At 55.2% G+C, this 23,093-nt stretch carries 23 protein-coding genes; 12 read left to right on the top strand and 11 right to left on the bottom strand.

The genetic code is table 11. The features are described from left to right. Positions 1-374 precede the first annotated feature (374 nt). The 9 genes from LKR43_RS07805 (at position 375) to LKR43_RS07765 (ending at position 8,355) form a co-directional block, all read left to right on the top strand. Entirely contained in the window at positions 375-1,409 is a 1,035-nt protein-coding gene (locus LKR43_RS07805) for an ABC transporter substrate-binding protein (RefSeq protein WP_180030544.1), read from the top strand. A gap of 26 nt (positions 1,410-1,435) precedes the next feature. Continuing rightward, positions 1,436-2,500 (top strand): ABC transporter ATP-binding protein, encoded by a 1,065-nt coding sequence (locus LKR43_RS07800; RefSeq protein ID WP_180030545.1) that lies wholly within the window; start codon positions 1,436-1,438, stop codon positions 2,498-2,500. 62 nt (positions 2,501-2,562) lie between these two features. Then, positions 2,563-3,405 carry an ABC transporter permease gene (locus LKR43_RS07795; RefSeq protein ID WP_227683612.1) on the top strand — a complete coding sequence of 281 codons (843 nt, stop codon included), beginning with the start codon at positions 2,563-2,565 and terminating at the stop codon, positions 3,403-3,405. A 9-nt stretch (positions 3,406-3,414) separates the two neighbouring features. Continuing rightward, positions 3,415-4,209 (top strand): ABC transporter permease, encoded by a 795-nt coding sequence (locus LKR43_RS07790; RefSeq protein WP_180030546.1) that lies wholly within the window; start codon positions 3,415-3,417, stop codon positions 4,207-4,209. A gap of 2 nt (positions 4,210-4,211) precedes the next feature. Next, positions 4,212-5,342 carry an FAD-binding oxidoreductase gene (locus LKR43_RS07785; protein ID WP_227683481.1) on the top strand — a complete coding sequence of 377 codons (1,131 nt, stop codon included), beginning with the start codon at positions 4,212-4,214 and terminating at the stop codon, positions 5,340-5,342. Further along, positions 5,332-5,655: a (2Fe-2S)-binding protein gene (locus LKR43_RS07780; protein ID WP_180030548.1), complete on the top strand. Its 324-nt coding sequence runs from the start codon at positions 5,332-5,334 to the stop codon at positions 5,653-5,655. The genes LKR43_RS07785 and LKR43_RS07780 overlap by 11 nt, the downstream gene beginning before the upstream one ends. Beyond that, positions 5,648-7,042, top strand: a complete 1,395-nt coding sequence (locus tag LKR43_RS07775) for an NAD(P)/FAD-dependent oxidoreductase (RefSeq protein ID WP_227683480.1) — start codon at positions 5,648-5,650, stop codon at positions 7,040-7,042. The genes LKR43_RS07780 and LKR43_RS07775 overlap by 8 nt, the downstream gene beginning before the upstream one ends. A 19-nt stretch (positions 7,043-7,061) precedes the next feature. Then, the gene (locus LKR43_RS07770; protein WP_180030550.1) at positions 7,062-7,415 is read left to right on the top strand and encodes a RidA family protein; all 354 of its coding nucleotides are present in this window, start codon (positions 7,062-7,064) and stop codon (positions 7,413-7,415) included. 19 nt (positions 7,416-7,434) lie between these two features. Then, entirely contained in the window at positions 7,435-8,355 is a 921-nt protein-coding gene (locus tag LKR43_RS07765; RefSeq protein ID WP_227683479.1) for a LysR substrate-binding domain-containing protein, read from the top strand. Here the strand turns inward: LKR43_RS07765 and LKR43_RS07760 are convergent. The 8 genes from LKR43_RS07760 to LKR43_RS07725 all read right to left on the bottom strand — a co-directional run bounded on the left by LKR43_RS07760 (position 8,339) and on the right by LKR43_RS07725 (position 17,763). Beyond that, complete coding sequence (locus LKR43_RS07760; RefSeq protein ID WP_227683478.1) at positions 8,339-9,460, bottom strand: FAD-binding oxidoreductase; 1,122 nt, start codon at positions 9,458-9,460, stop codon at positions 8,339-8,341. The genes LKR43_RS07765 and LKR43_RS07760 overlap by 17 nt on opposite strands. Positions 9,461-9,627: 167 nt before the next feature. Then, a complete protein-coding gene (locus tag LKR43_RS07755) occupies positions 9,628-11,379 on the bottom strand; it encodes an ABC transporter ATP-binding protein (protein ID WP_227683477.1) in 1,752 nt (583 codons plus the stop codon). A 7-nt stretch (positions 11,380-11,386) separates the two neighbouring features. Continuing rightward, positions 11,387-12,304 carry an ABC transporter permease gene (locus LKR43_RS07750; protein WP_227683476.1) on the bottom strand — a complete coding sequence of 306 codons (918 nt, stop codon included), beginning with the start codon at positions 12,302-12,304 and terminating at the stop codon, positions 11,387-11,389. A gap of 12 nt (positions 12,305-12,316) precedes the next feature. Then, complete coding sequence (locus tag LKR43_RS07745) at positions 12,317-13,288, bottom strand: ABC transporter permease (protein ID WP_227683475.1); 972 nt, start codon at positions 13,286-13,288, stop codon at positions 12,317-12,319. A gap of 6 nt (positions 13,289-13,294) precedes the next feature. After that, the gene (locus LKR43_RS07740; RefSeq protein WP_227683474.1) at positions 13,295-14,902 is read right to left on the bottom strand and encodes an ABC transporter substrate-binding protein; all 1,608 of its coding nucleotides are present in this window, start codon (positions 14,900-14,902) and stop codon (positions 13,295-13,297) included. 95 nt (positions 14,903-14,997) lie between these two features. Further along, positions 14,998-16,149, bottom strand: coding sequence for an acetylornithine deacetylase (gene argE / locus LKR43_RS07735; protein WP_227683473.1), 1,152 nt, complete (start codon positions 16,147-16,149; stop codon positions 14,998-15,000). A gap of 133 nt (positions 16,150-16,282) precedes the next feature. Beyond that, positions 16,283-17,053: a 5'-methylthioadenosine/adenosylhomocysteine nucleosidase gene (locus tag LKR43_RS07730; RefSeq protein ID WP_227683472.1), complete on the bottom strand. Its 771-nt coding sequence runs from the start codon at positions 17,051-17,053 to the stop codon at positions 16,283-16,285. A gap of 137 nt (positions 17,054-17,190) precedes the next feature. Continuing rightward, positions 17,191-17,763, bottom strand: coding sequence for a 2-phosphosulfolactate phosphatase (locus LKR43_RS07725; RefSeq protein ID WP_255676007.1), 573 nt, complete (start codon positions 17,761-17,763; stop codon positions 17,191-17,193). Between LKR43_RS07725 and LKR43_RS07720 the strand changes: the two genes are divergently transcribed. The 3 genes from LKR43_RS07720 (at position 17,659) to LKR43_RS07710 (ending at position 20,627) form a co-directional block, all read left to right on the top strand. After that, complete coding sequence (locus tag LKR43_RS07720; protein ID WP_370632082.1) at positions 17,659-18,405, top strand: class I adenylate-forming enzyme family protein; 747 nt, start codon at positions 17,659-17,661, stop codon at positions 18,403-18,405. The two genes, LKR43_RS07725 and LKR43_RS07720, sit on opposite strands and share 105 nt — an antisense overlap. Further along, entirely contained in the window at positions 18,402-19,091 is a 690-nt protein-coding gene (locus LKR43_RS16300) for a TetR/AcrR family transcriptional regulator (RefSeq protein WP_227683470.1), read from the top strand. The genes LKR43_RS07720 and LKR43_RS16300 overlap by 4 nt, the downstream gene beginning before the upstream one ends. A gap of 300 nt (positions 19,092-19,391) precedes the next feature. Then, positions 19,392-20,627: a site-specific integrase gene (locus LKR43_RS07710; RefSeq protein WP_227683469.1), complete on the top strand. Its 1,236-nt coding sequence runs from the start codon at positions 19,392-19,394 to the stop codon at positions 20,625-20,627. Positions 20,628-20,952: 325 nt separating this feature from the next. Here the strand turns inward: LKR43_RS07710 and LKR43_RS07705 are convergent, their stop codons facing one another. The 3 genes from LKR43_RS07705 to LKR43_RS07695 all read right to left on the bottom strand — a co-directional run bounded on the left by LKR43_RS07705 (position 20,953) and on the right by LKR43_RS07695 (position 23,043). After that, positions 20,953-21,759, bottom strand: a complete 807-nt coding sequence (locus LKR43_RS07705; RefSeq protein WP_227683468.1) for a hypothetical protein — start codon at positions 21,757-21,759, stop codon at positions 20,953-20,955. Positions 21,760-22,143: 384 nt separating this feature from the next. Beyond that, positions 22,144-22,467 (bottom strand): hypothetical protein, encoded by a 324-nt coding sequence (locus tag LKR43_RS07700; protein ID WP_227683467.1) that lies wholly within the window; start codon positions 22,465-22,467, stop codon positions 22,144-22,146. A 21-nt stretch (positions 22,468-22,488) separates the two neighbouring features. Further along, complete coding sequence (locus LKR43_RS07695) at positions 22,489-23,043, bottom strand: hypothetical protein (RefSeq protein ID WP_227683466.1); 555 nt, start codon at positions 23,041-23,043, stop codon at positions 22,489-22,491. Between the last annotated feature and the right edge of the window lie 50 nt (positions 23,044-23,093).

Here is a 23,093-nt window from a genome sequence, read left to right as displayed (position 1 = left end):
ATTGTGCTCGTATTATTGGAATAGTGACGTAGAGTGTCAAGGCATTACTGATGTCTACCTTTTGGGGTAATCGCAAGACTATCTTGTGATCCTTAATTCATGCTGATGCGCTCGTGCATGTTTAATCAGGCCTGTTCGGCCGACGAGGCCTGTGGTGATGTGTTAGGACATACCCTTAGACAATACTATGTTGCAGGTATCGTTCCCACTGTGCCCTATAGAGGCGTTGCCGTACGTCTCTTTTCATCATGTCAAAAATGTATGGCTAGCGCTCTTTTTCTCATTTGACGGTATTGAACGCGACCTACCACAATCGACTTACCCCAACATGTCAGTATGTTTCACGCGCTGCTTCGGCGGCTAAGGAGAAATCTATGCATTTTCGTACCAAACTCGCTGTAGCCGTTGTTGCTGCCTTGTGCTCCAGCACTGTTGTCTGGGCTGACCAGACGCTGTATGTAGCTGCCAATGGCGGCAGTACCGAAAAAGTGATGAAAGAAAAGTTGTTTCCCGTGTTTGAAAAAGAGCATCCTGGCGTGAAGGTGGTGCAGGTGACAGGTACGTCAACGCAAAGCCTGGCCAAGTTGCAGGCTCAGCGTAATAACCCCGAAATTGGCGTAGCCATTCTGGACGATGGTCCGATGTGGCAGGCGATGCAGTTGGGCTTCTGCAGCGATGTGAATTCCGATACCTATAAAAATTTGTATTCCATGGCCAATATCGGCGGCAAGGCCATGGGAGTAGGCTTGGTCGCGACTGGTTTGGCATACAACACTGAAGCTTTCAAGAAAATGGGGCTGCCCGCGCCAGACTCGTGGGAAGATCTGCTTAACCCCAAGCTCAAGCAAAAGGTCGTTATCCCATCCATCACCAATACTTATGGCTTGCATGCCCTTGTGGTTTTCGCTCGTTTGCGTGGCGGTGGTGAAAAAAATATAGAGCCTGGCTTCAAGGCCATGATCGAAGAGGCGCAGCCCAACGTATTGTCCTGGGAACCCGCTCCCGGGAAGCTGGCCGAACTGTTCCAGAATGGTAGTGTGTTGCTGGCTGCTCATGGCAGTGGACGCGTGCAGGCACTGAAAAATACTGGCTTTCCCGTAGAGATGGTGTATCCGAAGGAAGGGGCGGTTTCCTTGCAGATTGCCGCCTGTGCTATTGAAAAGAGCCCAGAGCCGGAATTGGCCCAGGCGTTCCTGGAGTTCCTGTCACGTCCTGAGACACAGACCATATTGGCTCAGAGCGAAGGCTGGGGCCCCACCAATAAAACGGTAGAGCTGTCACCTGAGCTTGCCAAGCAAGTGCCTTATGGTGCTGATGCCGTTGAGAATATGCTGGTGGTGGATTGGACAACCGTCAATCCCAAGCGCAATGAATGGACCACGCGCTGGAATCGCACTGTAGAACGTTAATAGATACACCAAAGGAAGAACTTGCCATGACTTATCTCGCTCTCGAGGGGCTCGCAAAGCGCTACGGAGAACTGACCGTGGTTGAAGACATCAGTCTGAATATTGAGCGTGGCGAGTTCATTTCCCTGTTGGGGCCCTCGGGTTGTGGCAAGACCACCACCCTACAAATGGTGGCTGGTTTTGCTGAGCCGACTCGGGGTCGGCTGCGATTGGAGGGCCGCGATATTACAGATGTCGCACCAGAAAAGCGCGGAATGGGTATCGTGTTTCAAAGCTATGCCTTGTTTCCGCACATGACGGTGGCTGGTAATGTGGGATTTGGCCTGGAAATGCAAGGGATGGGACGCAGCGCAAGAGCTGACCGAATCGCTGAAACCCTTGATCTGGTCCGCCTGTCCGGTTTGGGCGATCGTTATCCAAAACAACTTTCGGGCGGCCAGCGCCAGCGCGTGGCAATTGCCAGGGCACTGGCGATCAGGCCCAACGTATTGTTGTTGGATGAGCCCATGTCGAACCTGGACGCCAAGCTGCGCGAGGAAATGCACGTGGAGCTGCGTGCTATACAGAAGCAGTTGGGCATCACGACAATACTGGTCACGCATGACCAGATTGAGGCCATGACCATGAGTGATCGTATTGCCGTCATGCATGGGGGGCGCATTGTTCAGGTGTCCTCGCCTTTCGATGCCTATGAACGGCCAATGTCGCCGTTTGCCTCGAGCTTCCTGGGTAAAACAAATTGCATCGCCGCCCAGATTACCGCACGCCATGCCAGTTGTTGTCAGGTGCAACTGGCAGGGCTTGACGTGCGTATACCGCATGAAGAGCATCAATATCCGGATGACATCAACGTATACATCCGACCCGAGAAAATACGATTGGTATCTGCAGCCGAAAGCCGTGTAAGCGGTGTGGTGCGTAGCCGTATGTTCCTGGGAAGTCATTGGTCAGTAGAGGTTGACGGACCCTTGGGCAGACTGCGTGTGAATGTGCCCAACGTGGGTGATACGCCGGCCCGGGAAGGCGACACTATTTACCTGTCTTGGCAAGACGAAGACATGCGCATGTTGGCCGGAGGGACTGAAGCGTGAGCAATTCAGCTGTCATGACATCCCATGTTCAGAGCTCCTGGCGTCGGTGGCTGGGCAATCCCATGCCATGGCTGCTGTCCAGCCCCGCCTTGCTCTTGTTTATTGGCCTGCTCTTAGTGCCTTTGGCCCTGACTGGCTTGCTTTCCTTCGCAGTGTATGACGGTAGCCTGGGTACGGGCGAAGGCTACACTATTGCCAATTACCTTGATGTGATCCGTGACGAGTATTACCACGAGATATTCCTGCGTACGGGTGGTATGTCGTTGGCGGTGACTTTGCTCTGTGTGTTGCTGGGCGTACCGGAAGCCTTGATTCTTTCACGCATGCGCAGTCCCTGGCGTGCCATCTTCCTGGTGGTCATTCTTGGTCCCTTGCTGATTTCAGTGGTCGTGCGTACCTTGGGTTGGGCCATACTGATCGGTAACGAAGGCCTGATCAACATGACGCTGACGAATCTGGGTCTTATTGATAGTCCGATCAAGATGCTCTACACCATGACTGGTGTCACCATTGCGCTGACTCACGTCCTGATCCCGTTCATGATCATTTCTGTTTGGGCGTCCATCCAAAAGCTGGACCAGTCCGTCGAAAATGCAGGCCTGTCTTTGGGAGCGTCACCCTTCACAGTGTTGCGCCGTGTCATCTTGCCGCAGCTTATGCCGGGTGTGCTGTCAGGGGGCATTATTGTGTTTGCATTATCCGCCTCTGCCTTTGCCACTCCATCGATTCTGGGTGGGCGCCGTCTTAAGGTTGTGGCCACTGCCGCCTACGATGAATTCACTGCTACATTGAACTGGCCGTTGGGCGCTGCCATTGCCGTATTGCTCTTGATCGCTATGCTTGCTGTCATTCTGGGCAGCAACTACATGCTTGAGCGGCGCTACCGCCAGGTCTTCGAGAACTAGGAAAGCCTTATGCTCAAGAACAACTGGCTCAGCCTAACGTATCATTCTTTATTCATCTTGTTTATCAGCGCGCCCTTGCTGGTGGTGATAGCTGTGTCCTTTACCTCATTGGGCTATATCTCCTTGCCCACTGATGGCTTATCACTGCGTTGGTTCTACGCTATTTTGGATGAGCGACAGTTTATCGACGCCTTTTTGATGTCGGCATGGTTGGCACTGGTCAGTGCCACCGTAGCCATAGCGCTGGCGATCCCCGCTGCCTTGGCGCTGGCCAACTATCGCTTCCCGGGCCGTGGTGCGCTCTCGGCATTTTTCCTGTCGCCGCTCATGATCCCTCACGTGGTCCTGGGGATTGCCTTTTTGCGTTTCTTCAATCAGGCGGGTTTCAGTGGTTCATTCGGTTGGCTGTCCATGACTCACGTCATCGTGGTGTTCCCCTATGCCTTGCGGCTGACGCTGGCATCGGTCACGGGGTTAAGCCGTGATACGGAACTGGCCGCACGCTCTCTGGGCGCGCGACCGCATACGGTGTTTTTGCGCATTGTTTTGCCGCTGATCTTGCCGGGCGTGGCAGGCGGATGGATGTTGGCGTTTATACAAAGCTTCGATGAAGTCACTATGACGGTCTTCGTGGCAACGCCGGGTACTACCACTTTGCCAGTGGCGATGTACAGCTACATTTCCCAGAGTATTGATCCGCTGGTGGCATCACTATCCACCGTACTGATTGTGGCAACCATGCTGACGATGTTCATACTTGATCGCATCGTGGGTTTAGATCGTGTCCTTGTCGGGAAAAACTAAAGATGTCTTACGATAGCGATGTAATTGTGCTGGGAGCAGGCTTGGTGGGCAGTGCCATTGCGTACGGTTTGCTGCGCCAGGGCCTTACGGTAACGGTTATCGATGAAGGCGACATTGCATTTCGAGCATCACGTGGAAACTTTGGCCTGGTCTGGGTGCAAGGTAAAGGCTGGGGCTATAGCCAGTATGCGCACTGGACCATGAGTTCGGCCGAACTCTGGCCAGAGCTGGCGGCCGACCTCCGGGATGAAACGGGTGTTGACGTTGAGCTGCGGCAAGATGGTGGATTCCACTTCTGTCTGAACGAGCAGGAGCTTTCAGAAAGGGCGGACAGGCTGGCCTGGCTACAGCACGAGATAGGACCTAGCTACCAGTTTGAAATGCTGGACCAGGCTGCGCTCAAGGAGAAGCTGCCGGGAGTCGGCGCCCAAGTGACCGGTGCCAGCTATACACCCATGGACGGTCATGTCAATCCGCTCAAGCTTTTTCATGCCTTGCATCAGGCGTGCAATGACCGCGGTGCACGACGACACGTCAATTCGCATATTGATCAAGTGCACTATGCCGATGGACGCTACACCGTACGTAGTTCGCAAGGAGTCTGTACAGCCTCGCGCCTGATCCTGGCAGCGGGACTTGGCAACAAGGATCTTGCCCGTGAAGTGGGTTTGCATGCTCCGATAGTGCCCAACCAGGGACAAGTATTGATCGGTGAGCGTGTGGCACCCTTTCTGACTCATCCCACGATCTTTGTGCGTCAGACAGGCGAAGGATCCATCCAGATCGGCGACTCGATGGAAGAGTGTGGCCTGGACGATACTACCCGTACCGATGTACTGGCCGGGATCGCTCGCCGTGCCATCGTGTGTTTTCCTCAGCTAGCCGATCTGAACGTTGTACGCACTTGGGCTGCGCTAAGAATTATGTCTCCCGACGGTTTTCCCATTTATCAAGAGTCGCCCACCCATCCAGGCGCCTTTCTTGCAACTTGTCACAGCGGTGTCACGCTGGCGGCGGCGCATGCCTTCCGGCTCGCTCCATGGATCGCCGGCCAACCTATGCCCGAAGGGCTGGATGCTTTTTCAGGTGATCGCTTTCTGGACCCAAAACGCGAGTTTCATCATGGCCACTAATGCCTTTACAGTGCTTCCCGGCGTCACGGACGCCTCCACCATCACCATACTTTTCAACGGCCAGCCTCGTCAGGTTGCGGCAGGAGTCAGCGTGGCCGCAGCGCTGCTGGGATCAGGCATGCTTCGGATGCGGGCATCACCTGTCAGCGGTACTTCTCGCGCGCCCTACTGCATGATGGGTGTCTGCTTCGAGTGTTTGGTCGAAATCGATGGCGTGCCCAATCGACAAGGCTGCCTGGTTCCCGTGCAGGACGGTATGGAGATACGTTCGCAAGAAGGGCGGACACAATTGGAGTCACGCAATCATGCATAAGGAAGTCGATATCGTCGTGATCGGTGCAGGCCCATCCGGCATGGCCGCTGCCACACTGGCGGCACAGCAAGGTGCCAGCGTGGCCTTGCTGGACGAGCAGGATGGCGCAGGTGGCCAGATTTGGCGCAGTATTACCGTTGCGTCTGATGCCAGGCTGCATACGTTGGGGCCGGATTATGCTGCCGGTGTCGAGCATGCACGTGCATTTTCCGAGTCAGATGCCCAGCACCTGCGACGCACCACTGCTTGGCAGGTTACGCACGATGGCGTAGTCAACTATATACAAGATGGCACTTCCGCTTCAGTTCGCGGCAAGCGGGTCATACTGTGCAGTGGTGCCATGGAGCGTCCCTTTCCTATTCCAGGCTGGACCCTTCCGGGCGTAATGACCGCCGGTGCTGCGCAGATATTGCTGAAAAGCGCTGATACTGTGCCTACTGAGCCGGCTGTGCTGGCAGGCTGCGGGCCTTTGTTGTATTTGCTGGCTTGGCAGTATGTACGGGCTGGGGTGCCGATAGCGGCCATCATCGACACTACTCGTGCCGATGATTACAGGCGCGCGCTGCCATACCTTGCGCAGGCGTTGGGTGCATGGCCGTATATGAAGAAAGGTGTGGCGCTGTTGCGCGTACTGCGCCAGAAGCGGATTCCCTTCTTCAAGGGGGCGACGGAGCTGCGCGTGGATGGTGATGAGCGCGTTCGTGCAATCAGCTTCACCAGCGGTGGCAAAGTGCGACGCATTGAAACCGGCCTGGTACTGTTGCATCAAGGTGTGGTGCCCAATACTCAATTCACTTGGTCGCTGCGAGTGGAGCATACCTGGGATACCGCTCAGCTTTGTTGGCGCCCTAACGCCGATGAGCTGGGGCGCTTGGAAGGTGCTGAGCGTGTGTTGATCGCTGGAGATGGCCGAGGTATTGGCGGTGCTGGCGCCGCCACGATTCAGGGTCGGTTGGCTGCGCTGGCTGCTTTGCTGGATTTGGGTTTGATGACTGGCGCAAAAGCCTCGCCCCTCATCAGCGCGGCGCGTAGCGAGCTGCAGCCACACATGCGCATACGCCCATTCCTTGATGCTTTATATCGCCCTAAGGACGCCAATCGCATCCCAGCCGATGACGTTATCGTGTGCCGCTGCGAAGAAGTCACGGCGGGTGCCATACGTGGATTTGTCGAGATGGGTTGCACAGGGCCCAACCAGACTAAGTCTTTCGGACGCTGTGGCATGGGTCCCTGTCAAGGCCGGTTGTGCGGTTTGACAGTGACCGAAATCATTGCAGCGGCACGCCATACTACGCCTGATGAAGTCGGTTATTACCGTATTCGTCCGCCTATTAAACCTATTACCTTGGCTGAGCTGTCGACAGCGCACGATGGCCCGGCTTCTTAACCCCTTGATGGAGAGTTGTATGACCAACATTACCCGCCTTGAAACCAACGAGCGCATGAGCCGAGTGGTTATTCACAACGGCACTGTGCTGATTGGTGGTTTGACCGCCAGCGATGCCACGCAAGATATAACGGGGCAGACCCGGCAAGTACTTGAGAAAATAGAAAGCTATCTGGCTAAGGCAGGCACCGATAACACGAAGATGTTATCCGCTCAAATTTGGCTTAAAGACATAGAACGCGATTTTGCCGGTATGAACGCAGTCTGGGACAAGTGGCTACCTGAAGGTGTTGCCCCTGTGCGTGCCACAGGTGAGTCCAAACTGGCGCGGGGCGACCTGTTGGTGGAAATCATCGTCACGGCGGCCGTCTGATACGTCATACAATGGCAGTATGAATCCTAAAAACATCGAGGCCTTCCGGGCGGTCATGCTGTCCGGCTCGATGACCATTGCGGCTCGTGATATTCATACTACGCAGCCCAATGTCAGTCGAATGATTGCGCATCTCGAGCACGAGCTCCAGATGTCGCTATTCGAGCGTGTCGGGAACAAACTTCATCCCACCGACGAAGCCATTGCGTTCTTCAAAGAGGTCGAACGCTACTATCTGGGTCTGAAAACCCTTAGGGAAACGGCCCATAACATCAAACGTTTTGGTTCAGGCAGGCTGCGCATTGCTACTGCGCCAGCATTGGGTATGGGTTTTATCTCCGGCGTGGTGCGACGGTTTTCCGATGCTAGCCCTGGTGTCACCGTGTCTGTGCGCACGAACAATTCAGCCACTATCGAGCAGCTCATTTCCTCCCAGCTATGTGACTTGGCCTTTGCTGTTTACGCGGGTGGCGGCAACTCAAATGATGTCAAAACAGAAAAACTGGTTGATGCACGCGGCGTATGTGTATTGCCGCCAGGCCATCGCCTGGAGAGCCACGCCATGATTGAAGCACGCGACTTGGAAGGTGAGGCCTTTGTGTCACTGTCGCATCACGATGGCTTGCGCGAGCGTATAGATGCACTATTTGAGCACGAGAACATCATGCGTACCATGCTGGTAGAAACCGAGTTTCTGTCAACAGTATGTTGCATGGTGAAGGATGGCTTAGGCGTCAGCATTGTTAATCCGCTGGTGGCAAAAGATTATATTGCGGGCGGCTTGACTATCAAGCCGTTCTCGCCGCGCGTTGATTTTCCGGTGTACATGCTCAGCCCCAGACACCGGCCTGATAGCGTACTGGCCTCTCGGTTTGCCGACATAGTACGCACAACTCTTACTCAAGACTTGCTGGCGTTCGCAGCTAATTCCCAGGCGTAAAGCGACTCAACGACAGCCCACTGATATCCACCTGGCTTGCGCCATCCAGTATCAGCTCGGATACCGCGCGCCCGGAAGCGGGTCCTAGCTGGAATCCACTCGACGAAAATCCACAGGCGTAGATCAATTTGGATGCGGTCAGGCTCGGCCCGATGACAGGCATATGATCGGGCGTAAAGCCTTCCACGCCTGACCATGCTCGATTGATGGAAATCTGCTCAAGAAATGGGAATAAATCTGACACAATGCGGGCGCTATTGGCCAGCCCAGAGAAATCCAGCTCTGCATGCGCCTCGTCAATATCAATCCCGCAATTTAATTCGCCGCCAATGACTACGGTTCCGTTATCAAACTGTTTGAAAGAAAGGCCTCGCCCGGTGGCGCCGACCACCGGATCAATAAAATGCGGTAATCTTTGCGTGACCATCAGCATCAGGCCGCCCGGTGTGACTGGTACGGATTCTCCGAGTTGAGCCGCGATCTTGCCTGACCACGCGCCAGCTGAAATGACCAGGTATTCGCTTTCAAAGGTGCCTTGGCTGCTTGTTATCTGCCAACTGGAACCGCTCTGGTTCACCCGAGTGACGGGGCAGTTTTCCAGAACTAAGGCGCCGTTTGCTTGCGCTGCGCGCCGAAATGCCGTCACGCTGCGATATGGCAGGGCAAAGCCGTCGGACTTCACCCAAATTCCAGCGGTAACGTGCGACGCGATCGAAGGCACGATCTCATGTACCGCGTCCTTATCGATCAGTACCTCATGGTGAAATCCGTGGGATTGTAGCAACGCGACGCGCTCTTGCAGTATCTTGATTTCGTCATCGGTTTCCGAAACCTTGATTTGCCCTTGCGCCACAAAGCCACCGCTATCACCGGTAAGCGCATCCATTTGATGCCATAGCTCGCTGGATGCCAACGTCAAGGGGATTTCCGCTACTGGCCTGCCCAGTGTTCGCACACCGCCAGCATTCACGCCCGAGGCATGGCGTCCGCAGTAATCCGATTCCAGCACTGCCACGCGCATTCCCCTACGCGCGAGAAAAAATGCACTTGCACAGCCGTGGATACCACCGCCTACAATCACCACGTCAAAAGATTTCTTATCCACCGCAATGCCCGGTTTTGGTCTTGTTAAGGGTCTGGTTTTTCCAGACCAACACCTAGGTACTTTACCGGCAGCATTCCTTTCAGGCCAATACTTAGTTTTTTGATTGCATACTAAAATGATATGGCTTGAGTCGTTTGGATCGATGGCTCGTGCGGGCTGGGCGCTTCCTAAGCGGCGCTGCCTTCGGCCACGTCCAGGCCCTCACGCGACAGAAAATCGAGTTCGGGCATCAACGACAGCAAGTGGCGTGTGTAGTCGTGCTGGGGAGACGAGAACAGCGCTTCGGTGTCGGCCACTTCAAGCAGTTCGCCGTGGCGCATGACGCCAACCCGGTCGCACATTTGCCGGATCACGGGCAGGTCATGGCTGATGAACAGCATGGTCAGGCCCAGGCTTTCCTGAAGGTCTTTCAGCAAATTCAGGATTTGCGCCTGAATCGAGACGTCCAGGGCTGAAGTGGGTTCATCGCAGATCAGAAAGCGCGGGCGTGTGGCCAGTGCGCGCGCAATGCAAATACGCTGGCGCTGCCCGCCCGAAAATTCGTGCGGAAATCTGGACAAGGCCTGCTCACCCAAACCCACGTAGTCAAGCAGGCCGCCCACGATGCGGCGGGTGGCGGCCTCGGTGGCTGCCAGCTTGTGAAAACGGATGGGTTCGGCCACGATGTCCAGAATGCGCATGCGCGGATTCAATGACGAGAACGGATCCTGGAACACCATCTGGATCTGGCGACGGAAAGCATTGATGGCTTTTTGGTCGTTCAATGCGGTGATGACGCTGCCGTTGAAACTCACGGAGCCGCTGCGGGTCTGGTACAGACCGGCGATCAGGCGGGCCACGGTCGACTTGCCCGAGCCCGACTCGCCCACCAGGCCAAAGACTTCGCCCTTGTTGATAGAAAAATTCACATCCTTGACCGCGTCCAGCGTGATCCGGTGGCGCTTCAGAAAAGCATCCTTCAAAACAAACCGCATGCCCAGGTCTTGCACCTGGATCAGCGGACTGTCTGATTGCTCGCCAAAATCCTGCTGCGCACCTATCCATTCCATGGCGGTGGCCAGGTTGCTGGATTCGTTACGGATATGCGTGTTGTCGGCTTCGATGTAGCTGACCATGGGGAAGCGGCTGAGCTTGATGTCTGAACGCGGCACAGCCGAAATCAGGCTCTTGGTATAGGGGTGTTCAGGACGGCCAAGGATCTGGCGGGTGGCGCCTTCTTCAACCAGCTTGCCCCGATACAGCACGGCAACCCGGTCGGTGATTTCTGCAATCACACCCATGTCATGGGTGATGATGATCATGCCGACCTGCTTCTCTTTGCAAAGCTTTCTTAGCAGGTCAAGAATTTGCGCCTGGATGGAAACGTCGAGCGCGGTTGTAGGTTCATCGGCAATGATGACTTCCGGTTCGCAGCATAGCGCCAGGGCAATGACCACGCGCTGGCGCATGCCGCCCGAGAACTGATGCGGATAAAGCTTGAGGCGCACGGCGGCCTGTTCTATGCCGACGCTTTCAAGCAGGGCAATGGCGCGCTCACGTGCTTCATTAGCGTTGATGTCCAGGTGTACCTGCATGGTTTCGACCAGCTGGCTTTCTATGGTTTGCAGCGGGTCGAGCGAGGTTAGCGGATCCTGGAAGATCATGCCGATACGGCGTCCGCGCACCTTGCGAAAGGCCGGGGCGGGCAAGGTGTCGATGCGCTCCCCGTTCAGCAGTACTGTGCCGGCGGTCATTTTTCCGGGCGGCTCAAGCAGGCCAATGACGGCGTTGCCTATCGTGGATTTGCCTGCCCCCGATTCACCGACCACCCCCAGTATGTCGCCCTTCTCGAGAGAAAGACTGACATCCTGGATGGCCACCACGTTGCCGCGCCGGCTGTTGAATTCGATATGCAGTTGTTGAATGTCGAGTAGTGCCATGACAGACTCAGCGTAACTTGGGGTTGAGTGCGTCGCGCAGCCAGTCACCCAGCAGATTGACGGACAGCGCCAGCAGCACCAGGGCAACACCCGGGAAGATGGATATCCACCAGTCGCCCGAGAACAGGTAGCTGTTGCCGATACGGATCAGCGTACCCAGGGATGGCGTGGTTGGCGGAATGCCAACGCCCAGGAACGACAGCGTGGCTTCGGTGATGATGGCGATGGCCAGGTGTATGGTGGCAATGACCAGTACCGGGCCAAGCACATTGGGCAATACATGGCGCCGCAGAATCATGAAGGGCCGCATGCCGATCAGGCGCGCCGCCTGTACATATTCCTTGTTGCGCTCGACCATGGTGGCGCCGCGTACCGTGCGTGCGTACTGAACCCAGCCCGAGATGCCAATGGCGAAGATCAGTACATATAGCGAGAGTTCATCGTGGGAATCACGCGGCAGCAGCCCCCGGGCGATGCCGTCGATCAGCAGCGCAATCAGGATGGCCGGAAACGACAGCTGCACATCGGCAATGCGCATGATGATGCTGTCGACGCGCCCGCCGACATAGCCGCTGATCAGGCCCAGCGATACACCGATCACGAGCGAGAACAGCACCGACGCGAATCCCACCAGCAGCGAGATGCGCGAACCATAGAAGATGGCCGAGAGCATATCCCGACCCTGGTCGTCGGTGCCCAGAAGAAAGCGTGCGTCGCCATTTTCGTTCCATACCGGCGGAATGTTGGCATCGAGCAGGTCAAGCGTGGCCAGGTTGAACGGATCGTGCGGCGCGATAAGCGGTGCAAACAGTGCACAGATAAAAATTGTCAGGGCGACCACCGCAGAAATGATTGCGGTGGGCGAACGGCGAAAACTGTAAAAGATATCGCTTTGATAGGCGCGGGACAGGGCGCTTTGAGTCATCTTCAAGGCCTTCTAGTTTCTTTGTACGCGCAAGCGTGGATCAACCGCAAAATACAGCAGATCGACAATGAGGTTGATCACCACGAAAAAGAAGGCGATCAGCAACAGGTAGGCGGCCATGACCGGGATATCGACCACGCCGATGGACTGGATGAACAGCAAGCCCATGCCCGGCCACTGGAACACCGTTTCCGTAATAATCGAGAACGCAATGATGGAGCCCAGTTGCAGCCCGGTAATGGTAATGACCGGCACCAGCGTATTTTTCAGGGCGTGGCGGAAGTTGATCATGCGTTCGGGCAGTCCGCGAGCACGGGCAAACTTAATGAAATCGGTCTGCAGTACTTCAAGCATCTCGGCACGTACCAGTCGCATGATCAGTGTCATCTGGAACAGGGCCAGCGTGAACGCCGGCATGATCAGCGATTGCCAGCCGCTGACAGTAAGCAAGCCTGTGGTCCACCAGCCCAGATCAACGACTTCGCCGCGGCCGAAACTGGGCAGCCAGCGCAGCATGACCCCGAAGACCAGGATCATCAGGATACCGATCAGGAAGGTGGGTAATGAAATGCCGATCAGCGACAGGGTCATGAAGCTGCGCGACAGCACACCATTGCGCCTGAGGGCGGTATAGATGCCCATGGGAATACCCAGGCACAGCGCAATCAGGGCTGATACGAAAGACAGTTCCAGCGTGGCCGGCAGGCGGCTTTCGATCAGCTCGCTGACCGGGCGTCGCTGGCGATAGGACATGCCGAAATCGCCTTGTGCAGCGTTGCTGATGAAGCGTGCATATTGCACCAGGAACGGATCATCCAGGCCAAGCTGCTTGCGCAGCTCGGCCCTTTGTTCCATGGTGGTGTCCTGCCCCACCATGTTGTTGATGGGGTCTCCGACGTAGCGGAACATGCCAAATGCAATGAACCCGACGGCCAGCATAACGAAGACGGACTGCAGGATCCGTCGGGTGATAAAGCCCAGCATAAGCGTTTACGGCATCACTACATTACGGATATCAAGCACGTCGTCGCCGCGCTGAGCAAGCTCGATGCCCTTGCGCACGCCCCACGACATGGGCTGCTGGTGCAGAGGCAGATAGCCGTAGTCGTTGTGCAGCATGGTAAAGGCCTGCTTGATCATTGCGTTGCGCTTTTCCTGATCGGTTTCGGTATCGATCTTGGCCGTCAGTGCGTCGATTTCCTTGTTGCAGTATCCGCCCAGGTTGAACTGCCCTGCGGCAGTCTTGGGGTTGCGGCAGGAAACCAGATTGGTCAGCGAGTTGGCAGCGTCGATCGAGCTGGGAGTCCAGCCCAGCAAGTACATGCTGGTATTGTTGCCGGCTTGCAGCAGAACCTTGGCGAAGTACTTCGACTTGGTTTGTGCCAGCAGATCGATCTTGATGCCTATGCGTGCCAGCATGCTGGCCACTGCCTGGCAGATTTTCTCGTCGTTGACGTAGCGATCGTTCGGGCAGTCAAGCTGAACGCTGAAACCGTCGGGGTAACCGGCTTCGACCATCAGCTCCTTTGCCTTTTTCAGATCAGTCTTGTAGGGTGCGCCAAACGACTCGTCGTAGCCATTGATCTTGTCGCCGATCAGGGTGCCCAACGGTTTTGCCGCGCCGCGCATGATCTTCTGGTTGATCACATTGGTGTCGACCGTCAGGTCGATGGCCTGGCGTACACGCTTGTCCTTGAAGGGGTTCTTGCCCTTTATATCGGAAAACAGCAGTTCATCACGGTGCTGGTCCATGCCGATGAAAACCGAACGTGCCTCGGGTTCGTTCATGACCTTCACGTTGGGCTCGCTTTCCAGGCGTGGCCAGTCTTGCACGGGCACTGGAATAACGATGTCCATTTCGCCGGAAATCAAGGCGGCTACGCGCGTGGATTCCTGAGAGATGGGCTGGAACACAACTTCGGTGACATTGGTGGGCATGTCTTTGTTCCAATAACCGTCGTAGCGCTTGAGTGTGGTCTTGACGTCGGGCTGGCGATCGACAATGGTGAAGGGCCCCGTGCCGTTTTCATGCAGGTTGGCGTAATTGCTTTCCCCGCCCTTGACGTTGGTCGCCTCGGTGGTGTTGTGCTTTTCGGCCCAGTCCTTGCTCATGATGTACAGAAAGGTCCAGTCGCGAGGGAAGATGGGGTTGGGCGTGGGCGTGATCACTTCTATGGTGTGATCGTCAATCTTTTTGATTTCCGCCGCTTTGGCACCGTAGGCCTTCATGTCGGAGCCTGGTGTCTGGCTGCGCTTCCAGGAAAAGATCACGTCTTCGGCGGTAAACGGGCTACCGTCATGGAAGGTGACACCCTTGCGCAAATGGAAGATCCATTTGGTGGGTTCAGGATTTTCCCAGCTCTCTGCCAGCATGGGCACCAGTTTCAGGTCTTTGTCGTAAGCGGTAAGTGTTTCGTAGAACCAGCTTTGAAAACCCAGCGTGAAAGTTTCATTCAGCGCCATGGGGTCCAGCGACGCCATGTCGCCCTGATAGGCCCAGCGCAAGGTTTTGGCTTCGGCCGCTGACTGGCCCAGGCCCAGGCTAAGGGCCAGCGTGGCGGCAATCGCCGTATGTTTGAACAGCTTGGATAATTTCATGTTGTCTCCTGCCTATATTTAATGTTGGCGGTTTAAATGTGGTTGATGCCGGGGCTGGCGCGTGTGCGATACCCCTTTATGGTCTGGCAGCCCGCTTACGAACTGGCCAGTTGATCCGTTAATTTATCCAGAAATTCTTCGCACGCGGCAACCTGGGAAATATCAATGTATTCATTGGGCTGATGAGCCTGGTCGATAGAGCCCGGCCCGCACAGCACGACAGAGAAGCCACGTTCCTGGAATTGCCCGGCTTCGGCAGCATAAGGAACCACCCCTGTGCCCTGGTGGCCGCACAGGTCGAACACCAGTTCCTGGGCGGCACCCCCCTGATCCTGCAGGGGCGGGGCATCGGCCAGGATCTCGGTGCGGATGGAAGCGCCGGGAGCAATGGCCTGCATGGCCGGCAGCAGTGTGTCGACATACGCCTGGAACCGATCCAGGTAGCTGCGCCAGTTGTCGCCCGGCAGCATGCGGATGTCCCAGGTAAAAGTGCATTCGCGCGAAATAATGTTCAGTGCCGTACCGCCATGCACCACACCCACGTGCAATGTGGTGTATGGGGGAACGAACCGGCATTCGGGATCGGCGTTGGCCTTGTTCTCGGCCATCATGTCGTCGATGAAGGTGATCAGGCGGGCGGCGGTCATGACGGCGCTGACGCCGCGATGTACCTGGCTCGAGTGGGCCTCGTACCCGGTTACTGTGGTGCGCAGCGCGGCAATACCCTTGTGCGCCACGATGGGCCGCATGCTGGTGGGCTCGCCCACGATCACCGCGCTGGGTTTGGCGATATCGGTGACCAGCCTGTCTATCATGGATGGCGCACCGAAGCAGCCGATTTCCTCGTCGTAGCTGAGCGCAAAATGGATGGGCCGCTTCAGGCCTTTCTTCAGCATGTCGGGCACCATGGCCAGCGCTATTGCCGAAAAGGCCTTCATGTCGCAAGTGCCGCGACCGTACAGGCGACCATCTTTTTGCACGATGGTGAACGGATCGGTATCCCACGGCTGGCCATCAACGGGCACTACGTCGGTGTGACCCGAGAGCACGACACCACCTTCCACATTGGGGCCGACGGTCGCAAACAAATTGGCTTTGGTCTGTTCTTCGTTGATAACCAGGTGGCTTTCCACCCCATGCCCGGCCAGGTAGTCGCGTACGTAATGAATCAGTTCCAGGTTGGAGTTGCGCGATACGGTATCGAAACCGATGAGTTGGGTGATCATGTCAAGCGATTGGGGCTTCACTACCGTATTCTCCGTAGATACATGGGATATTCCCGGTGCATTCCGGGGCAGCGCCCCGGGTTTCGAGCGGCCAGTGTAGTGATGTTTTTTCCCGTTGTGCAGGTGGGTTATCCCCATGATTTTGCGACTGCGGTTACAAATCAGTCGGCGTCTGTTCCAGCACACGCTTCAGGATGCCTGCCGAATAGTGCCGGGCGACGCGGCCCAGGAAGCGGCTGAAATCAACACCGGCGGTGTCGTCGGCACGATCCGAGATGGTGCGCAGCACCCCAAAAGGCACACCGTACTCATGGCAGACCTGGGCAACGGCGGCACCTTCCATTTCAACGCACAAGGCATCGGGCAACGACGACTGCAAGGCCTGCACGGTGGCAGCGTCATTGATGAAACGGTCACCGCTGACAATCAGGCCGGTGTGTACGGTTGGCGCGCCCAGGCTGAAAGTCTGACTGGTATCAGGGTCAATGTCCGACAGAAAGTCGGTGGCCAGATAATCCCGGGCGCATTGGGCCATTAATGCCGACAGGCCGGCATGGGTGTCGAACCGGCTGCGCCCCAGCAGCGGTATTTCATGCCGGGGAAACAAGGGGCTGGCATCCATGTCGTGCTGCAGAAGGGCATTGGCAACGACTACGTCGCCCACGCGCGGGCCGTCGGCCACCGCGCCGGCCAGCCCGGTAAAGACCAGGGCGTTGGCCTGGAATTCACGAATCAGCGTGACGGCCGTGGCGGCCGCAGCCACTTTGCCTATTCGCGCCAGCACCACGACGCACTCGCGTACGCCTACCTGGCCCACGTAGTAATCCCGCAAGCCGATGCGATGGACATGCGCGTTAGGCCCCATGGCCTCCAGCAAGGCGGCGATCTCGTCATGCAGCGCCGCCATAATTCCTATACGGTTCATGGTTTTTGTTCTATTGCGTATTTATGAATGGCTGGATTTAACCACAGGTGACAGCTGGAGCAGAGGATGGGTGCTGCCTATCCGACGTCCCGTACTTCGCCTTCTATAAATTGCGGCACAACCGTGCTGCAATCCAGCTAGCTTACGTAGTCCAGACTTGCCGCCATGCCGCGATCAAGCATCAGTCGACCCAGCCGTGCAGCACGGATAACCTCGGAGGGCGGGCGGTCATTCCATACCATCTCTGCTGCCAGCGCGGCGTCACTGCATATAAATGAATGGTTTGATGCTTCTTGCAGGCATCGGATCAAGTACCCGGCACCGTAAAAATCTTCCAGGCTGAAGCGCCCAAGCGATCCCGAGCAGATAAGGACGATATCTTCGGATTCGGTGTGCTTGATCACATGGTCGGCGACGGCGCGTCCGTTTCTCAGGCTGGCTGCATAGATTTGAGAAAAGTACGCCGCCCGGCGCAGGGCGACCGTTCCGTTGCTGGTGGCATACACCACATCGCGCCCCTGTACGTTGGCTCCCGAGAGCGCCAGTGGGTCGTAGCTCAGGCATCCCGGAAAAGGATCAGCATTTTTTTCACCGGCAATCACCCATTGCCCCTCAGGCAGGCGCGTACTGATCTGCTGAGCCTCGGTGAAGTCCAGTGCCGGCAGTATGCGCCGGGCGCCGGCTCGCGCATGAGCGACCTTCTGCCGCAGCTGAAATTGATCAATGCCTATGGTGCTACGGAAACCTCGTCGCCGGTCACGATCATGCCGGCCTGGGCCAGTCGTGAGCGGCCAGCCTCAATCGGGTTGCTGGTTCAGTGCGGTGAAGCGCTGATCATGGATGAGGCGGGCGTTGAGTTGCCCACCGGTGAAATTGGTGAACTCTGGATCCGGGGGCCCATGGTGGTGCCCCGCTACTGGAACGACCCTGCCCAGACCGAGGCCAACTTTAAAAGTGGGTACTGGAAAACAGGCGATGTTGTCAGTATGGATGCAGATGGCTATCTGTACATCCATGATCGCAAAAAGGATATGATCAATCGTGGTGGCTACAAGATCTTCAGTGCCGAGGTTGAGAATGCTGCCTTGTCGATCAAAGGCATCATGGAAGCGGCCGCTGTGGCCGTGCCTGACGATGTCATGGGCGAGCGCGTCTGTCTTTGCCTGCGCACCGAGCCCGAAGAAGACAACGAGCAGTACATCAGGGGTGAACTTGCCCGCCTGCTTGCAGATTATAAACAGCCGGAATTCTATATCATTAGCACTGAACCTCTGCCACGCAATGCCAATGGAAAAATCACGAAAGCACCGCTGGTTGAGGCAGCACGGCAATTTGTAGGACATCGGCAGTGACCCCTAAAGACGCTTCTGCAGACATTCAGCTTCCCGCCAGCCCCGACGAGCCGCGTCAGCGGCGCAGTCAGGTTACGCGTGCAAAGATCATTGAGGCGGCTGAGCGCCTGTTTGCCCATCGCTCATTCACCTCGGTCTCAATGCGCGAGATCACTAGAGAGGCCAATGTCGCCCTTGCCGCAGCCCACTATCATTTTGGCAACAAAGAAGACCTCTTCAAGGCGGTTTTCCTGCAGCGCGCACGAGAGCTCAACAAGGAGCGCTTCGAGCTTTTGCACCATGCTAAATTGGCGGCAAAGGGACAGGTAGTGCCCTTGCGGGCGGTGCTGGACGCTCTGCTGCGCCCGGGTGTGCGCTGGTCTTTTGATGCGGGTGGGCGTGGCCTGTTTGTACAGTTTCTGGAACGCGGGCACTTGGATCCGGATTCACCGATCTACGATGTGCTGCACCATGATACGTCGCACCTGAAGCGGTTCATACCTTATTTGCAAGCGGTCTTGCCCGAGCTCACCCTGGAGGAAATTTACTGGCGACTACATTTCTCATTGGGTGCGTTGCATTACACCATCACCAGCCTGAGCCGGCTGAATTCTCTGTCTGAAGGCATTTGCCACACCGAGAGCTTTGCGGAAACCCTGGATCGCATGATCCACTACGTCGAAGCTGGTTTTCGCATGCCGCCCTGAGGCGTGCAGTTCAATTATGGGGAAGAGCCAAAGAGCCCCAAAAAGCAAAACGCCAACCCTTGTGGATTGGCGTAAGTGCTTGAATTAACTGGTGCCGGTTAGAAGAGTCGAACTCCTGACCTTCGCATTACAAGTTCCAGCCGGTTACCTCTCCTGGAATTTCATCCGCTATCCAAACTGATGATAAGTCATTGTTTTACAGTGATTTTTTATCAAATCGCCTCTATCCTTGGGATTCAAGAGGGCTCATCCAATACCCCCTCTCATTTCACCCCCTCCTTTACCCCAAGGAAACCTTACATGGCTAGCACACGACTGACGGCCATAGCCGTCGAAAAACTGAACCCTCCAGCCTCTGGGCGCAAAGATATCTACGATGCCGAAGTGCCTGGCTTGGTTCTGCGTCTATCGTCTTCAGGGACTAAAAGCTGGAGCTTCTCCTATCGTGCCAATAGCAAAACTCGTCGCCTGACCCTGGGCTCTTTCCCTGGCGTTTCGTTAAAACTGGCACGAGATCGAGCCAGGGATGCTCGTGCCGCTGTCCAGCGTGGCGAAGACCCCGTAGAAGACAAAAAGGAAGCAGAGAGGGAAAAGCAGTTAAATGGCTTTGCCGCTTGCGCTCGTGACTACGTCAATAAATACGCCAAATCCCATCAACGCACTTGGAAAGAAACCGAGCGTGTAATGGAAAAGATCGTCATCCCCGTATGGCGAGATAGGCCAGTCAAAGAAATCCGTCGACGGGATGTTGTGGAATTGCTGGACGATATTGCCGTTAAGACCCCACACCAAGCTAACCGCGTACGGGCCTATCTGTCGAAAATGTTCAAATGGCTAATCGAAAGGGAAGTCTTGGAAACCAGCCCTGTCGTTGGTGTTGCGCCTCGGATTAAACCTTATGCACGTAGTCGTGTTTTATCTGAGGCAGAATTGGTAGCCCTGTGGAAGGCGACTGGTCGGATGGGTGGTCCTTTTGGAGCATGTGTCCGCTATTTGATGACCACAGGTGTACGGCGCGATGAGGCGGCTTGCTTGCGTTGGGATGAGCTAGATGGTGCATGGGCTGCTATGCCTGCAACGCGTATGAAAGGTGGCCGGGATTTCCGAGCACCACTTCCCACAACAGCCTTGGCAATCATCAAAGAAATGCCTCGTTTTTTGACCTGCCCCTATGTCTTCACCACCAACGGTCGCAGCCCAATTTCCGGTTGGAGTAAAGCGAAGCAAAAGCTAGATGCCTATATGAGCGAAGAACTAAAGGAGCCTGTAGCAAACTGGCGCTTGCATGATCTGCGTCGTACGCTTGCAAGTGGACTGGCGAGCTTAGGTACACGGTCAGAAGTTATCAAGCGAGTTCTTGGGCACGCTGCCAACTCAAGTGATGTGACCACAGTGCATTACAACTGGCACTCTTATGATGCCGAAGCCATGGCAGCTGTGCAAGCCTGGGCGGATTACCTGGCCAAGCTTCGCAATCCCGCTGGTGTGTATGCCGCAGCCAATGAAAACGGCAGCCTCGAAATAGAGGCTGCCTAGACCTACTTACCGCTTCCGTCTAATCGGGATTCTCCATGCCTTGTAGCCATACTCATGTGCATCAAGATACCGATCGCTATTTTTAACTCTCCGGTAACGGCAATAGATATAACCGTCAGCGACGTATGAGTCATTTTTGGGCGTAGCGAAACCCATTTTGGTAGTTGGCATAGGCCACCTCCAAGTCGATAGTCCAGAGGGGAGCACCCTGAACAATTGCCATGGAAGGGGGAATCCACTACACTTCTAAGTGCCAACGAAGTTGCGGAGTGGGCATCCCATTCCCCCAGAGCGCCCGCTTACGCGGGCGTTTTTGGTTTTGAGGCTACATATTTAGCTCCTCAAATTCGTTGTCTTCATCAACCGTTCCTATGATTCCAAGCTGAGCCTGGAGCTTCTTTTTGTCTGCCTCATAGAATGGATCAGGTACTTCTATCCAGGCCATTCTTCCCCCCGCCAATCTAATCGGATATCGAACTCCATCACTTGAAATAGGCTGTGCGTGGGTAGCAGACGAACGTGACTGCTCTATTGTGCTTGACTCGGGCTGAGATCGGGAAGGGTCTACCTGTACAGGTATGTCTGTCTGCTGATCTTGCTCTTCAAGATCTTCCTGCTGGGTGTTATTTCCCTCAGTAAAAGTCGCCCCAGTCATTTCCGAAACATAATCTAGCGATGATCGAAACACTTCAATTGCTTGTTGAGCAGCGGGCTCATTAAAGCCATGCTCAGCTACCAACTCAAAGATCAGAGCTTGATCAGACGGTAGGCTGTCTTGATATTTATTGAGGAGCTTGGAATACAACAATGGTGTTTTAAGCCACTGCTGAAGACAGGCGGCTTTGTCGCTATCGTTTGGCGTAAGCTTATAACGCTGGACATCTGGACTTACTTGCAACTTTCCACCAGGGGCCTTTTGCAGCATGCCAAAGGCTCTCAAAATAGCAAGAGCCCGACGTGCTGCGCCATTATTTGCTCCTTTGTAGCCTAGCCCTTGGGCAATTATTTCTAGTGGAACAGGATGGAGCCTTTCTTTGTCCAGCAAAGCAAGGCTGTTCTCTAATGCCCACTGAATGGGGTATTGAGGGTAATTGGGACTACGGTGGGCTCTCCTCGTTGTTTGCTCAGTCATAGCATTACTCCCAGTAACATTAACCATGACAGCACTATACGTGAAGAAAGGCTATTGCGCAATACCTAACTAGAAATTTAGACTAAAAAATAACTTATCGTATTTTTTTAACTTTTCAGTAGAGTATTTTCCTGTATTTGATTGCATAAAAGCCATTCAATCAATGGCAAACAACAACCAAAAAAAATCATAATTCAATGATATTTATAATTAAATTGTTTTATTGACTACGGCTAGGCAGTTCGTATAGGTAATTTGAATTTTTATTGTAACTAAGCAAGTCCTTGGAAAGTCTATCGCTTGTTGTCTTGCTATTTTTCAGGAAAATGGAGTCTTGAAATCCGCACCCATAGACACATATTGCAATAGATGCGGAGACGTGACTTAATCAATAGCTTCATCAAATTGAGGCGTTGACTGGTTTCGCGCATTGGCGGCCATGCCTGCGTTGTCCTGCTCACACTGCCGGGCAAGAGCGGCCAACGCTTCGCCAGCCAAGCCATCAGCAACCTCAGCGCCGTAGCTCTTTTCAACCACACGGCGTAGCTTTGCATCTCGCAAGCTTGCGTTATTTTCAAGCGTTTGCTGAACCTGCTGATTCACTGCTGCACTGACCTGACGGCTGATACCATCGGCAATATCTTTGGCGTCTTGGGAGACTACAGGTTTCATCCCTCGGCGAGTAGATGTGGTTAATTGCTTGCTCATGTCATAGCTCCTTTAAGGTTGTTAGTCGACGTCTTGCGTGTTTGCCATATGCCCACCGCTCCACGGGGCACGGTCAAAGCCGTTATCCCGTTTCGGTTGCGGTGTGTCTAGGCGCTTGGATACCAGTCGTGTAAATGGAGAGGCGCTATCAGGAGGCAAGCCGAATTTCTTAATCAGGCTTTCGACTCGCGCATATGCAGTGGTGCGTTCCACAGCAATCGTGTCCAGTACTGCTTGATGCTGGCGCAGCTGCTCTCGCAACTCAACAATGGCGTGGGCGGCATTACGGTACTTTTCAACATGCCCAGCCATGGCGCTTTTCAGTTCCGCTACCTCTACTAACGCTTCTGCGCGTTCGGCATCCGGCAGAGAAGCCTCCAGCGCCTGGGCCTCTACCCGAAGGCGGCGGCTCTGACGCTCAGCCTCTAGCTGCGCCTCTTCCAGCGCATCCACATCGCCACCATCCTGCATCACGGTTTTCAATTCAGCATCAAAGTCCCGAGCATCGTGTGCTGCTTGTGCAGCCGCGATTTCGGATAAACGAGTTCGTATTTGTTGAGGGGTTAAGTTGTTCATAAATACTCCAGTTGATAGGCGCGTAAGAGCAATGCAGCTAATGAAGCGCG

The sequence above is a fragment of the Pusillimonas sp. MFBS29 genome (assembly GCF_020687695.1).
Lineage (GTDB): Bacteria > Pseudomonadota > Gammaproteobacteria > Burkholderiales > Burkholderiaceae_B > Pusillimonas_C.
The sequence above is the reverse complement of the archived record's forward strand: the minus strand, read 5'-3'. Positions and strand labels throughout refer to the sequence as shown.